The organism is Pseudomonas sp. GM55 (assembly GCF_000282395.1).
In the GTDB taxonomy this organism is placed as follows: Bacteria; Pseudomonadota; Gammaproteobacteria; order Pseudomonadales; family Pseudomonadaceae; genus Aquipseudomonas; species Aquipseudomonas fluorescens_CC.
The window spans coordinates 1-13444 of sequence record NZ_AKJJ01000051.1; the positions used below are offsets into that span (position 1 = coordinate 1).

Genomic DNA, 13444 nt, shown 5'->3' on the forward strand with positions numbered 1-13444 from the left:
CCAGCGAAGGCGTTTTCAAGAACACAAAAAAACCCGCCGATGATCACTCATCGACGGGTTTCTTTTTACCGGCTAACGCTTAGATCGCGCCACGCTCACGCAGCAGACCCAGTACTTGCTTGACGCCTTCTTCCAGCGACACGGACTGAGTGTCGATGACCAGATCGGCATCCAGCGGTACGTCGTACGGGAAGGACTCGCCCGGGATGTTATCCCCGGCCGCTGCGTACAGGCCTTGCGGATCACGCTCGGCGCAGACCGTTGGCGAAGCCTGGACGTAGACCGTCAGCAGACGTTCCTTGCCGATCAGTTCCCGTGCCTGTTCACGACCTTCGGCACTCGGTGCAACGAACGCCGCCAGAGTCAGCAGACCGGCTTCGTTGAACTGACGTGCAACATGCGCGGCACGACGCCAGTTCTCGGTACGCCCGGCGCGATCCTGTGGCAGACCTTTGTTCAGGTCGTGACGCAGGTTCTGGCCATCGAGCACGAACACCGCACGGCCCAGGTCGAACAGCTTGCGCTCGACGGCATAGGCCAGGGTGCTTTTGCCTGCGCCCGACAAGCCGCTGAACAACACAGTGGCCGGTTGCTGGCCGAAGCGCTGTGCGCGCTCTTCGGTGGCGACGTGGGCCAGTTTACCGTGGTGCGTGGTGCTGCCATGGGCCAGAGGCTGGGCGACGATCATGCCCGCACCCACGGTGCCATTGGTCAAGCGGTCGATGATGATGAAGGCGCCGGTGGTGCGGTTGCTGTCGTAACCGTCGAGGGCAATCGGCGCATCGAGCGCGATCTTGACCTTGCCGATTTCGTTCAGCTGCAACGCGCTGGCCGGGCCTTCTTCCAGGGTGTTCACGTCGACCTTGTTGACGATGCTGGCAATGGAGCCCGGCACGTAACTGGTGGCGCGTTTGATGTCGTATTTCTTGCCTGGCAGCATCGGCTCCTCAGCCATCCACACCAGCATCGCTTCGAAACTGTCGGTGACTGGCGGCACGTTGTCGGCATGAACCAACAGGTCCCCACGGGAGATATCGATCTCGTCTTCCATAGTCAGGGTTACTGCCTGACCTGGACCTGCGTGTTCCAGTTCACCTTCGAAGGTGACGATGGATTTCACGCGGCTGCTCTTGCCCGACGGCAGCACCACGACTTCGTCGCCCTTCTTGACGATGCCGCTGGCCAGGGTGCCGGCGAAACCACGGAAGTTCAGGTTCGGACGGTTGACGTACTGCACCGGGAAACGCAGGTCGGTGAAGTTGCGGTCGCCCGCCACTTCCACGGTCTCGAGAATTTCCATCAGCGACTGGCCGGTGTACCACGGCGAACGCTCGGACTTGTTCACCACGTTGTCGCCCTTCAGCGCCGACATCGGCACGAAATGCATGGTGGTGGGCTTCATCTGCAAACCTTCGGCGAACTTCAGGTAGTCGGCCTTGATCGACTCGAACACGCCCTGATCGAAGTCCTTGAGGTCCATCTTGTTGATGGCGACGACGATGTGCTTGATGCCCAGCAACGAGGCGATGAAGCTGTGGCGACGGGTCTGGGTCTGCACGCCGTAACGGGCGTCGACCAGGATGATCGCCAGGTCACAGGTGGAAGCACCGGTGGCCATGTTGCGGGTGTACTGCTCATGGCCGGGGGTGTCGGCGATGATGAATTTGCGCTTGGCGGTGGAGAAGTAGCGGTACGCGACATCGATGGTGATGCCCTGTTCACGCTCGGCCTGCAGACCGTCGACCAGCAACGCCAGGTCGATGTCTTCACCGGTGGTGCCGACTTTTTTCGAGTCGCGGGTAATGGCTTCCAGGTGATCTTCGTAGATCATCTTGGAGTCGTGCAGCAGGCGCCCGATCAGGGTGCTCTTGCCGTCGTCGACGTTACCGCAGGTCAGAAAGCGCAGCAGCTCTTTACGTTCGTGCTGGCCCAGGTAGGCGAGGATGTCCTCGCTGATCAAATCAGATTGATGCGACATGACAGCCCCTTAGAAATAACCTTGACGTTTTTTGTCTTCCATCGAGCCTGCGCCATCGTGGTCGATGACACGGCCCTGGCGCTCGGAAGTTCGCGTCAGGAGCATTTCCTGAATGATGTCCGTGAGGCTTTCGGCCTCGGACTCCACCGCGCCCGTCAACGGGTAGCAACCAAGGGTACGGAAACGCACTTTCTTTTTGACGATGCGCGCTTTGTCTTCATCGCTCAGGTATTCGAGGATGCGCTCGTCGTCGATCATGATCAGCGTGCCGTCCTTCTCGATGACTTCACGCTCGGCGGCGAAGTACAGCGGAACGATCGGGATGCCTTCAAGGTAGATGTACTGCCAGATGTCCAGCTCGGTCCAGTTCGACAACGGGAAGACGCGGATCGACTCGCCCTTGTTGACCTTGCCGTTGTAGACGTTCCACAGCTCGGGACGCTGGTTTTTCGGATCCCAGCGGTGCTTGCTGTCGCGGAACGAGTACACGCGCTCCTTGGCGCGGGATTTCTCTTCATCGCGACGGGCGCCGCCAAAAGCTGCGTCGAAACCATGCTTGTCGAGTGCCTGCTTCAGGCCCTCGGTCTTCATGATGTCGGTGTGCTTGGCGCTGCCGTGAGTGAACGGGTTGATGTTCTGCGCCACGCCATCCGGGTTGACGTGGGTGATCAGGTCCAGGCCCAGCTCGGCAACCATCTTGTCGCGGAAGGCGTACATCTCCTGGAATTTCCAGCGAGTGTCGACGTGCATCACCGGAAACGGCAGCTTGCCCGGGAAGAACGCCTTGCGTGCCAGATGCAGCATCACGGCGGAGTCTTTACCGATGGAGTACAGCATCACCGGGTTGTCGAACTCGGCGGCCACCTCGCGGATGATGTGGATGCTTTCCGCCTCCAGCTGTTTCAGATGCGTCAGTTTGTCGACCATGGCTACTCACGAAAGCTTTCTTATGAACGGCCAGCGGGCCGTGTTCGAGCGGGGATCCTAGCACAGCGACCTCTTCTAATCAGGACGCCAACTAGATCGAAAGAGCATATGAATATGCCTGCCTGTTTGGGCCTCACATGACTGGCAGGAGCTGGCTTGCCAGCGAAGGCGACCTGATTGACACCGCAAGATTCAAGACCGCATTCGCCGGCAAGCCGGCTCCTACAGGGACCGTCGCGAGTCAGATCGGATTCGGGCAATCGATGAAGATGTGCTCCAGGGCAAAGCGCCGCGCCAGGTAATCCCCCAGCGCCTGGACGCCGTAGCGTTCGGTCGCATGGTGACCGGCGGCGATGAAGCTGATGTCGTTTTCCCGGGCACTGTGGAAGGTTTGCTCGGAAGCTTCGCCGCTGAGGTACAGATCGACTCCGGCCAGAATGGCCTGGTCGATGTAACCCTGGCCGCCGCCGGTGCACCAGCCGACGCGGCGGATCATGGCGCTGCCTTCGATCAACAGCGGCTCGCGGCCCATGACTTCCTGTACGCGGCGGGCAAAATCCCGGGGCGTCATCGGCTCATTCAGCGAGCCGACCAGGCCGACAATCTTCAGGTTGTCCGGGTCCAGCGGACCTTCGACAGTGATGTCGAGCTGGCGCGCGAGCTGCACGTTATTGCCGACGTCCGGGTGCAGATCCAGCGGCAGGTGATAGGACAACAGGCTGATATCGTGCTTGAGCAGGGTCTTCAAGCGGCGCTGCTTCATGCCGGTGATGCACGGATTCTCGCCTTTCCAGAAGTAGCCGTGATGCACCAGCACCAGGTCGGCATTGGCCTCCACAGCGGCGTCGAGCAAAGCCTGGCTCGCGGTGACGCCGCTGACAATGCGCATCACTTGCGGCCGCCCCTCGACCTGCAGGCCGTTGGGGCAATAATCGGTAATCTTGGCACTGTTAAGGTAGCGGTCGGCTTCTTCGACCAGGGTGCTCAGGGCGACGGCCATGAAAGACTCCTAAATATCCCGTTCAGAGGCGCGTGCGGCCTCGTATAATGCGCGTCATTATGAGCGGTCTCATACCGCCTGCAACTCTCTCAGGAAGTGCTTAATGCTCAAGGCGCTGCGTTTTTCCGGCTGGCCGCTGTTGGCCGGCGTGCTTGTCGCTCTTTTGATAATCCAGCGTTACCCGCAGTGGGTCGGGCTCCCGAGCCTCGACGTCAATCTGCAACAGGCGCCGCAAACCACCAGCATGCAGCAGGGCCCGGTGTCCTATGCCGAGGCAGTAACCACTGCGGCGCCGTCGGTGGTGAACCTGTACACCACCAAAGTCATCAACAAACCCAACCATCCGTTGTTCGAAGACCCGCAGTTCCGGCGCTTCTTCGGCGACAACTCGCCCAAGCAGAAACGCATGGAGTCGAGCCTCGGCTCCGGCGTGATCATGAGCCCGGAAGGCTACATCCTGACCAACAACCACGTGACCAGCGGCGCTGACCAGATCGTGGTGGCGCTCAAGGACGGCCGGGAAACCCTGGCGCGGGTGATCGGCAGCGACCCGGAGACTGACCTCGCGGTTCTGAAAATCGACCTGAAAAACCTGCCGTCGATCACGGTGGGGCGTTCCGACAACATCCGCATCGGTGACGTCGCGTTGGCCATCGGCAACCCGTTCGGCGTCGGCCAGACCGTGACCATGGGCATCATCAGCGCCACCGGACGCAACCAGCTGGGCCTGAACAACTACGAAGACTTCATCCAGACCGACGCCGCCATCAACCCCGGCAACTCCGGCGGCGCGCTGGTGGATGCCGTCGGCAACCTGACCGGCATCAACACGGCGATCTTCTCCAAGTCCGGGGGCTCCCAGGGCATCGGTTTCGCGATTCCGGTGAAACTGGCGATGGAAGTGATGAAGTCGATCATCGAGCACGGCCAGGTGATTCGTGGCTGGCTGGGTATCGAAGTGCAGCCGCTGACCCAGGAACTGGCCGAATCGTTCGGCTTGTCCGGGCGCCCGGGCATTGTCGTGGCGGGGATTTTCCGTGACGGCCCGGCACAGAAGGCCGGCCTGCAACTGGGTGATGTGATTCTTTCCATCGATGGCGAACCGGCCGGTGATGGCCGTCGCTCGATGAATCAGGTAGCGCGGATCAAGCCGACTGACAAGGTTACGATCGAGGTCATGCGCAACGGCAAGGAACTCAAGCTGACCGCGGAAATCGGTTTGCGTCCGCCACCGGCGCCGGTCAAAGACCAGGAAGAAGCAGAGTAAGCGGCTAGTACAATCCCTCTGTAGGAGCGAGCAAGCTCGCTCCTACAAGGGGGCAAAGATGGTTTAGAGGTCGCCGAGACCGTCGATCAGCGCCTGATTCTGCTCTGGCGTGCCGATGGAGATCCGCAGGAACTGGGCAATCCGCTCCTGCTTGAAGTGCCGGACAATCACGCCCTGCTCACGCAACTTCGCCGCCAGCCCAGCCGCATCGTGTTTGGGGTGCCGGGCAAAGATGAAGTTCGCCGCCGACGGCAGCACCTCGAAGCCCTTGGCCTGCAACTGCCCGATCACCCATTCACGGTGTTCGATCACCAGGCTACAGGTCTTGTCGAAATACTCGCGATCCTCGAACGCCGCCGCCGCACCGACATTCGCCATGCGATCGATCGGATAGGAGTTGAAACTGTTCTTGATCCGCTCCAGCGCCTCGATCAGGTCCGGATGCCCCACCGCCAGACCAACCCGCAGACCGGCCAGGGAACGGGACTTGGACAGGGTCTGGGTGACTAGCAGGTTCGGATAACGATCGACCAGCGTGATTGCCGTCTCGCCGCCGAAATCGATGTAAGCCTCATCCACCACGACCACCGAATCCGGGCTGGCCTTGAGAATCTGCTCCACCGCCTCCAGCGCCAACAGGCAGCCGGTCGGCGCATTCGGGTTGGGGAAAATAATCCCGCCGTTCGGCTTGGCGTAATCCGCCGGGTTGATCTGGAATTGCTCATCCAGCGGCACCGCGTCGAACTGGATGCCGTACAACCCGCAGTAGACCGGGTAGAAGCTGTAGCTGATGTCCGGGAACAGCAGCGGCTGATCGTGCTGCAGCAAACCGTGGAAGATGTGCGCCAGCACTTCATCGGAACCATTGCCGAGGAACACCTGATTGCCTTGCACGCCGTAGTACCTGGCGACGGCTTGCTTGAGCAGATCGCTGTTCGGGTCCGGGTACAGACGCAGGTTGTCATTCAGTTCGGTTTGCATCGCGGCCAAGGCTTTCGGCGATGGGCCGTACGGGTTTTCGTTGGTGTTGAGCTTGACCAGTTTGGTCAGCTTAGGCTGTTCGCCCGGTACGTAAGGCACCAGATTCTTGACGAACGGGCTCCAGAATTTACTCATGCTCAGTTCCCCTGCTTGTCGTCAACGATGCGGTATTCGGCGCTGCGGGCGTGGGCGGTCAGCGACTCACCACGGGCCAGTACGGAAGCGGTTTTGCCCAACTCGGATGCGCCCTGCTCGGAACAGAAGATGATCGACGAGCGTTTCTGGAAGTCATACACACCCAGCGGCGAGGAGAACCGCGCGGTGCCGGAAGTCGGCAACACGTGGTTCGGGCCGGCGCAGTAGTCGCCCAGGGCTTCGGAGGTGTGACGGCCCATGAAGATTGCGCCGGCATGGCGGATTTTCGGCAGCCAGGCTTGTGGATCGGCAACGGACAACTCGAGGTGCTCCGGCGCGATGCGGTTGGCGACTTCGATGGCCTGTTCCATGTCGCGAACCTTGATCAGCGCACCACGGCCATTGATCGAGGTTTCGATGATCGCGGCACGCTCCATGGTCGGCATCAACCTGGCGATGCTGGCGGCGACCTTGTCGAGGAACTCGGCGTCGGGGCTGACCAGAATGGCCTGGGCGTCTTCGTCGTGCTCGGCCTGGGAGAAAAGATCCATGGCGATCCAGTCCGGATCGGTCTGGCCGTCGCACACCACGAGGATTTCCGAAGGACCGGCGATCATGTCGATCCCGACCTGGCCAAACACGTGACGCTTGGCGGTAGCCACGTAGATGTTGCCCGGGCCAACGACCTTGTCGACTTGCGGCACGCTTTCGGTGCCGTAAGCCAGGGCCGCGACGGCCTGGGCGCCGCCGATGGTGAACACGCGGTCGACACCGGCAATGCAGGCCGCAGCCAGCACAAGCTCATTGATTTCACCGCGCGGGGTCGGTACGACCATGACCACTTCAGTGACACCGGCAACCTTGGCCGGAATCGCGTTCATCAGCACCGAAGACGGGTACGACGCCTTGCCACCCGGTACGTACAGACCGGCGCGGTCCAGCGGCGTGACCTTCTGACCCAGCACGGTGCCGTCGGCCTCGGTGTAGCTCCAGGAGTCCTGCTTCTGTTTTTCGTGGTAGCTGCGCACACGAGCCGCGGCGACTTCCAGGGCTTCACGCTGGGCCACGGAGATGCGGGTGAGCGCCAGCTCCAGACGCTCACGCGGCAGGATCAGGTCGGCCATGGACTTCACGTCCAGGCCGTCGAACTGGCGGGTGTAGTCCACCAGAGCCGCGTCGCCACGCTCACGCACGGACTTGATGATGTCCAGCACCCGCTGATTGACCGAGTCGTCAGACACACTTTCCCAGCTCAGCAGATGATCCAGATGATGTGCGAAATCCGGGTCAGCAGCGTTGAGTCGGCGAATTGCAGTCAGTGCGGTCATAGCGAGAGCCTCATAGGAATGGCAAAAACTCAGGCGCCCCGAAGCTAACATCGATCCGCTTGGGCACCTGAGAATTCTGGCTATGAGGCGGATAGACGGGCGCGCCTTGCGGTCGCGCAGGTGAATCAGCCGCGGTGTCGAGACTCCACTGCCTTGCGCAGGGTGTCGATCAACGCCTGGATACGGGCGTGCTGCATCTTCATCGATGCCTTGTTGACGATCAGGCGGGAGCTGATGGCCGCGATGAAATCCTGTGGCTCCAGGCCGTTGGCCCGCAGCGTGTTACCGGTGTCGACCACGTCGATGATCTTGTCCGCCAGACCGATCAGCGGCGCCAGTTCCATCGAACCGTAGAGCTTGATGATGTCGACCTGACGGCCCTGTTCGGCATAGTAGCGCTTGGCAACGTTGACGAACTTGGTGGCGATACGCAGACGGCCCTTGGGCTCGACCGCGCCGACTTTGCCGGCGGTCATCAGCTTGCACTGGGCAATCTGCAGGTCCAGCGGCTCGTACAGGCCCTGGCCGCCGTATTCCATCAGCACATCTTTACCGGCGACACCGAGGTCGGCGGCACCATGCTCGACATAAGTCGGCACATCGGTGGCACGCACGATCAACAGGCGTACATCTTCCTGGGTCGTGGGAATGATCAGCTTGCGGCTCTTGTCCGGATTCTCGGTCGGCACGATGCCCGCTTCAGCCAGAAGCGGCAGGGTGTCGTCAAGGATGCGGCCCTTGGACAGTGCGATAGTCAGCATGGGAAACGTCAGCCCTTAATCAGGAATCTTATGCCCGGTCGCAATCGGCGCCGGACACGCGTCGAGCCGGAAACCGGCTCGACCTCTACAACAATTCAACGGGCACCTCCCTGTGCCCATGCAGCAGAAACTAGCCCGGAACGCGACGGATCTTGGCGCCCAGCATCTGCAGTTTTTCCTCGATGCACTCGTAACCACGGTCTATGTGGTAGATGCGATCGATCAGCGTGTCGCCTTCGGCGACCAGGGCCGAGATCACCAGGCTGGCCGAGGCACGCAGGTCGGTCGCCATGACTGGCGCGCCCTTGAGCTTTTCGGTACCGGTAACGATTGCCGTGTTGCCCTCGACCTGGATCTTGGCGCCCATGCGGTGCAGTTCGTAAACGTGCATGAAACGGTTTTCGAAGATCGTCTCGATCACGGCGCCAGTGCCTTCGGCAATGGCGTTGAGGGAGATGAACTGCGCCTGCATGTCGGTCGGGAACGCCGGGTACGGAGCGGTCCGCACGTTGACGGCCTTAGGCCGCTTGCCATGCATGTTCAGCTCGATCCAGTCTTCGCCGGTGTTGATTTCAGCACCGGACTCCCGGAGTTTTTCCAGAACGGCTTCGAGGATAGTCGGATCGGTATCCTTGACCTTCACGCGGCCACCGGTCACCGCTGCCGCCACCAGATAGGTACCGGTTTCGATACGGTCGGGCATCACTTTATAAGTGGTGGTGTGCAGACGCTCGACGCCTTCGATGGTGATCGTATCGGTACCGGCGCCGGAAACCTTGGCACCCATGGCGTTCAGGAAGTTCGCCAGGTCGACCACTTCAGGCTCGCGAGCGGCGTTTTGCAGGACGCTACGGCCTTTGGCCAGGGCAGCGGCCATCATGATGTTTTCGGTACCGGTCACACTGACGGTATCGAAGAAGAAGTGCGCACCGCGCAGGCCGCCTTCAGGCGCCTTGGCCTTGATGTAGCCGCCTTCGACGTCAATGACTGCGCCCATGGCTTCCAGGCCACGGATGTGCAGGTCAACCGGACGCGAACCGATGGCGCAACCGCCAGGCAAGGCGACTTCGGCTTCACCGAAACGGGCAACCATCGGGCCCAGCACCAGGATCGACGCACGCATGGTCTTGACCAGTTCGTACGGTGCGACCAGGGTCTTGATGGTGCGCGGGTCGATCTCGACACTGAGTTTCTCGTCGATCACCGGCTCGATGCCCATGCGACCGAACAGCTCGATCATGGTGGTGATGTCGTGCAGGTGCGGCAGGTTGGCCACGGTCACCGGGCCATCGCACAGCAAAGTGGCGGCCAGGATCGGCAGGGCAGAGTTCTTTGCCCCGGAAATGCGGATCTCGCCATCAAGACGAGCGCCACCGGTAATAATCAATTTATCCATAAGAATCTCGACGCCCTTGGGCTCAGGTGCGCTCGGCCCAGGCCGCGCTGCTGAAAAATTTCATAGTGACCGCATGGATGCTGCCATCGACGATCCACGGGTTCAAATGGGCATAGATCTGCTGCTGACGCTTGACCGGGCTCAATGCCGCCAGTTCATCGCTAATCACGTTCAGCTGGAAATTGCAGCCTTCGCCCTCGACTTCTACTTTCGTTCCGGGCAGCTTTCCTTCAAGGAAGCTCTTAACTTCTACGGCCTGCATGCTCAACCTCAATCGGCGCCCTGTGCGCGCGGGTCGGACATCATACAAAAAAGCCCCGCGCCTGCGAACCCCGCCAAGCAGGACTCGGACGGGGGGCTTCTTTATAGATGCGAGTTAGGGGTGCGCCAACAGCTCGGTCAGCTCACTGACCTGAGCGATTTCACGCATGTCTTCCGGCATCCCACGAATGCTCAGGGCCTTGCCGGCCGCCTGCGCATCGCGGATGAAGCACAGCAGCAACGACAAACCGACACTGCTGGACTTGGTCACCGCCGAGCAATCGACCACCAGCGCCGCGGCCTTGCTGGCCTTGATCAGCGCTTTACCCTGCTCGCGCAGGCCAGGGCCGGTGCGGTAATCCAGCACGCCGCTGAGTCGCAACGCGCCCGCTTCGTCCATCAGGACTGCCGACTCACTCATTGGGCTGACGGCTCCGGTTTCTTGTCGGTGGCTTCCTTGGCCTTCGCGACTTCCCCGGCCCAACCATTGATGGTCTTGTCCAGGTCGTTGCCATTACGCTGCATCGCATCGGCGAACTGATCGCGGAACAGCTTGCCGATGTTGATGCCGTTGATGATAACGTTACGCAGCTTCCACTCGCCGTTGATCTTTTCCAGCGTGTAGGACACTGGATAGATCGCGCCGCTGCTGCCCTTGACGGTCATGCCGACGCTGGTACGGTCGCCCGACTCGTCTTTGGCCGGTTCAACGGTGATCCCCTGGTTGTTGTACTCCAGCAAGGCGTTGCCGTAGAACTGGAACAGACCTTTCTTGAAGTTTTCTTCGAAGGTCTTCATCTGCGCAGGCGTAGCTTTCTTCGAGTATTTGACCGTCATGATGCTCTTGGAAATACCCTCGGCATCCACAACCGGCCCGACGATGTTGTCCAGCGCCGTATAGAAGTCCTGCGGGTCCTTCTTGTACTTCTCTTTGTTTGCCGCCAGATCCGCGAGCATACGGTTGGTTGTGTCCTGCACCAGTTCGTGCGCCGAAGGCGCCGCTACGGCATGGGACACCAACGGAAACACCGCGAGCATTACCAGCAGGCCACGTCGCAAGATAGAGATCATTTAACAGTTCCTCATTTAGCTTCTTTGCTAACGGTATTGAGCAGGAATTTACCGATCAGGTCTTCGAGCACCAGCGACGACTGAGTGTCATGGATGGTTCCACCATCCTTGAGCAGGGTGTCTTCCCCGCCCACGCTGATACCGATGTACTTCTCGCCCAACAGGCCAGCAGTCAGGATAGATGCAGTAGAGTCCGCCGGCAGGTTATCGATGCGTTTTTCCAGCTGCATGGTCACCCGACCGGTGAAACTGTCGCGATCCAGATCGATGGCCGTGACCTTGCCGATGGTCACGCCGGCCATGGTCACCTTTGCTCTGACAGTCAAACCGGCGATATTGTCGAAGTAGGCGTAAAGTTTATATGTATCGGTGCTCGGAGTCGGGGACAGGCCGCTGACCCGCAACGCCAACAAGAGCAAAGCCAGGATGCCAGCCAGCAAGAAAAGGCCGACACCGATTTCCAGGGTGCGGTTTTGCATCAGAAATCTCCAAACATCAAGGCGGTCAGAATAAAGTCCAGGCCGAGTACTGCCAACGAGGCATATACAACGGTCTTGGTAGTGGCACGACTGATCCCCTCGGAAGTGGGTTCGCAGTCATAGCCTTGGAATACGGCGATCCAGGTCACGACAAAGGCAAAGACGATACTTTTGATGATCCCGTTGAGCACATCGTCGGTGAACGTCACGCTGTTCTGCATGTTCGACCAGTAGGAACCTTCATAGACCCCCAGCCAGTCGACAGCCACCCACGAGCCGCCCCAGATACCCACCACGCTGAAAATCATCGCCAGCACCGGCAGGGAAATGAAACCGGCCCACAAGCGTGGCGCGATGATGTACTTGAGCGGGTCAACCCCGATCATTTCCAGGCTGGACAGCTGCTCGGTGGACTTCATGTTGCCGATTTCGGCGGTCAACGCCGAACCGGCACGCCCGGCGAACAGCAAGGCAGTCACCACCGGCCCCAGCTCTCGCAGCAGCGTCAGGGCAACCATCTGCCCGACAGCCTGCTCTGAACCATAGCTGGAAAGAATGTTGAAGCCCTGCAGCGCCAGCACCATGCCGATGAACACCCCGGAGACCACGATGATCACCAGGGACATCACGCCCACCGAATGCAGTTGCTTGACCAACAGCCCGAAGCCGCCGCCGATACCGCCCCGGCCCAGCAAGGCATGGAACAGGAACAGGCTCGAACGCCCGAACACCGCCAGCGCATCGATGCCGGCCTGGCCGAAGCGGCGAACGCGTTCTATCAATGAAATTCTGCGCATCAGCGCTTCCCCAGAAGATCTGCGCGGTAATCCGTCGCTGGAAAGTGGTACGGAACCGGGCCGTCGGGTTCGCCGGTCATGAACTGACGAATGCGCGGTTCATCCGAGTTCATCAATTCGTCCGGCGTCCCCTGCCCCAACACCTGACCATCGCCCACCACATAAATGTAATCGGCAATGCTCGCGGTCTCGGCCAGGTCGTGGGATACCACGATGCTGGTGATGCCCAGCGCATCGTTGAGCAGACGAATGAGGCGCACCAGAACGCCCATTGCGATGGGGTCCTGGCCGACAAAGGGTTCGTCGTACATGAGGATCTGCGGGTCGAGCGCAATCGCCCGGGCCAGCGCGACACGGCGCTTCATGCCGCCGGAAAGCTCGTCGGGCATCAGATCGATGGCACCGCGCAAGCCCACGGCCTGCAGTTTGAGCAGGACGATGTCGCGGATCATTTCATCCGGCAGTTGCGTATGAACCCGCAACGGAAAAGCGACGTTCTCGAACACATCGAGGTCGGTAAACAGTGCGCCGCTCTGAAAAAGCACGCCCATATGCTTGCGCGCATCGAACAGGTCGCTGCGCGACAGTTTGGGCAGATTCTGACCATTGACCCAGACTTCGCCCTTGGTGGGCCGCAGCTGGGCGCCCATCAGGCGCAAAAGCGTGGTCTTGCCACACCCGGAAGGCCCCATGATGCCGGTGACCTTCCCGCGCGGGATACGGATATCGACATTATTGAAAATGCTGCGCGCTCCGCGCTTGAAGGACAGCCCCTTCAGCTCGACCGCGTAAGCGTTATCGGCACTCATCTAAACTCCTTGCGATGCAGCCTCTCACTCGGACGCCTGGCTTTCTGACGAAAGCACATACCTCCCGGGCAGGCCGAACTGGCGGCGAACTATATCATTGCAATGGGTACGCGCCCAAGGCCAAAGCCGCGCCATGTTCGACCGCATGACCGCTTGAAAGCCCCGTTTAGAAGGTTTCCGGTAACCGGGAATGACAATGCGCGACGAACTAGCGTGAGGGATTCGATCATAACCGCTATAATCGCCGCCTTTTC

The 13444-nt window shown here is 60.4% G+C and carries 14 protein-coding genes; 1 reads left to right on the top strand and 13 read right to left on the bottom strand.

The features are described 5' to 3' along the window. Positions 1-79: 79 nt before the first annotated feature. The 3 genes from cysN to PMI31_RS13910 form a co-directional block, all read right to left on the bottom strand. Positions 80-1978, bottom strand: coding sequence for a sulfate adenylyltransferase subunit CysN (gene cysN, locus PMI31_RS13900; protein ID WP_008018696.1), 1899 nt, complete (start codon positions 1976-1978; stop codon positions 80-82). A gap of 9 nt (positions 1979-1987) precedes the next feature. After that, positions 1988-2905: a sulfate adenylyltransferase subunit CysD gene (cysD, locus tag PMI31_RS13905; RefSeq protein ID WP_008018697.1), complete on the bottom strand. Its 918-nt coding sequence runs from the start codon at positions 2903-2905 to the stop codon at positions 1988-1990. Between the two features lie 241 nt (positions 2906-3146). Further along, entirely contained in the window at positions 3147-3905 is a 759-nt protein-coding gene (locus PMI31_RS13910; protein ID WP_008018698.1) for a Nif3-like dinuclear metal center hexameric protein, read from the bottom strand. 103 nt (positions 3906-4008) lie between these two features. Between PMI31_RS13910 and algW the strand changes: the two genes are divergently transcribed. Next, positions 4009-5172, top strand: coding sequence for a Do family serine endopeptidase AlgW (gene algW, locus PMI31_RS13915; RefSeq protein ID WP_008018699.1), 1164 nt, complete (start codon positions 4009-4011; stop codon positions 5170-5172). 63 nt (positions 5173-5235) lie between these two features. On the opposite strand, the gene hisC is transcribed toward algW, so the two are convergent. From hisC to PMI31_RS13965, 10 genes are all read right to left on the bottom strand, one after another. Further along, positions 5236-6288, bottom strand: coding sequence for a histidinol-phosphate transaminase (hisC, locus tag PMI31_RS13920; protein ID WP_008018701.1), 1053 nt, complete (start codon positions 6286-6288; stop codon positions 5236-5238). A 2-nt stretch (positions 6289-6290) separates the two neighbouring features. Continuing rightward, positions 6291-7616, bottom strand: a complete 1326-nt coding sequence (gene hisD, locus PMI31_RS13925) for a histidinol dehydrogenase (RefSeq protein WP_008018702.1) — start codon at positions 7614-7616, stop codon at positions 6291-6293. A 125-nt stretch (positions 7617-7741) separates the two neighbouring features. Then, positions 7742-8377, bottom strand: a complete 636-nt coding sequence (gene hisG, locus PMI31_RS13930; RefSeq protein WP_008018703.1) for an ATP phosphoribosyltransferase — start codon at positions 8375-8377, stop codon at positions 7742-7744. A 130-nt stretch (positions 8378-8507) separates the two neighbouring features. Further along, positions 8508-9773, bottom strand: coding sequence for a UDP-N-acetylglucosamine 1-carboxyvinyltransferase (gene murA / locus PMI31_RS13935; protein WP_008018704.1), 1266 nt, complete (start codon positions 9771-9773; stop codon positions 8508-8510). A 22-nt stretch (positions 9774-9795) separates the two neighbouring features. Beyond that, entirely contained in the window at positions 9796-10035 is a 240-nt protein-coding gene (locus PMI31_RS13940; RefSeq protein WP_008018705.1) for a BolA family protein, read from the bottom strand. A 114-nt stretch (positions 10036-10149) separates the two neighbouring features. After that, entirely contained in the window at positions 10150-10455 is a 306-nt protein-coding gene (locus PMI31_RS13945) for an STAS domain-containing protein (RefSeq protein ID WP_008018706.1), read from the bottom strand. Further along, on the bottom strand, positions 10452-11105 hold the full coding sequence (locus PMI31_RS13950; protein ID WP_008018707.1) for an MlaC/ttg2D family ABC transporter substrate-binding protein: 654 nt from the start codon (positions 11103-11105) through the stop codon (positions 10452-10454). The genes PMI31_RS13945 and PMI31_RS13950 overlap by 4 nt, the downstream gene beginning before the upstream one ends. 11 nt (positions 11106-11116) lie before the next feature. Then, the gene (mlaD, locus tag PMI31_RS13955; protein ID WP_007970271.1) at positions 11117-11584 is read right to left on the bottom strand and encodes an outer membrane lipid asymmetry maintenance protein MlaD; all 468 of its coding nucleotides are present in this window, start codon (positions 11582-11584) and stop codon (positions 11117-11119) included. Continuing rightward, positions 11584-12381: a lipid asymmetry maintenance ABC transporter permease subunit MlaE gene (gene mlaE / locus PMI31_RS13960; protein WP_008018708.1), complete on the bottom strand. Its 798-nt coding sequence runs from the start codon at positions 12379-12381 to the stop codon at positions 11584-11586. The genes mlaD and mlaE overlap by 1 nt, the downstream gene beginning before the upstream one ends. Then, entirely contained in the window at positions 12381-13190 is an 810-nt protein-coding gene (locus PMI31_RS13965; protein WP_008018709.1) for an ATP-binding cassette domain-containing protein, read from the bottom strand. The genes mlaE and PMI31_RS13965 overlap by 1 nt, the downstream gene beginning before the upstream one ends. Between the last annotated feature and the right edge of the window lie 254 nt (positions 13191-13444).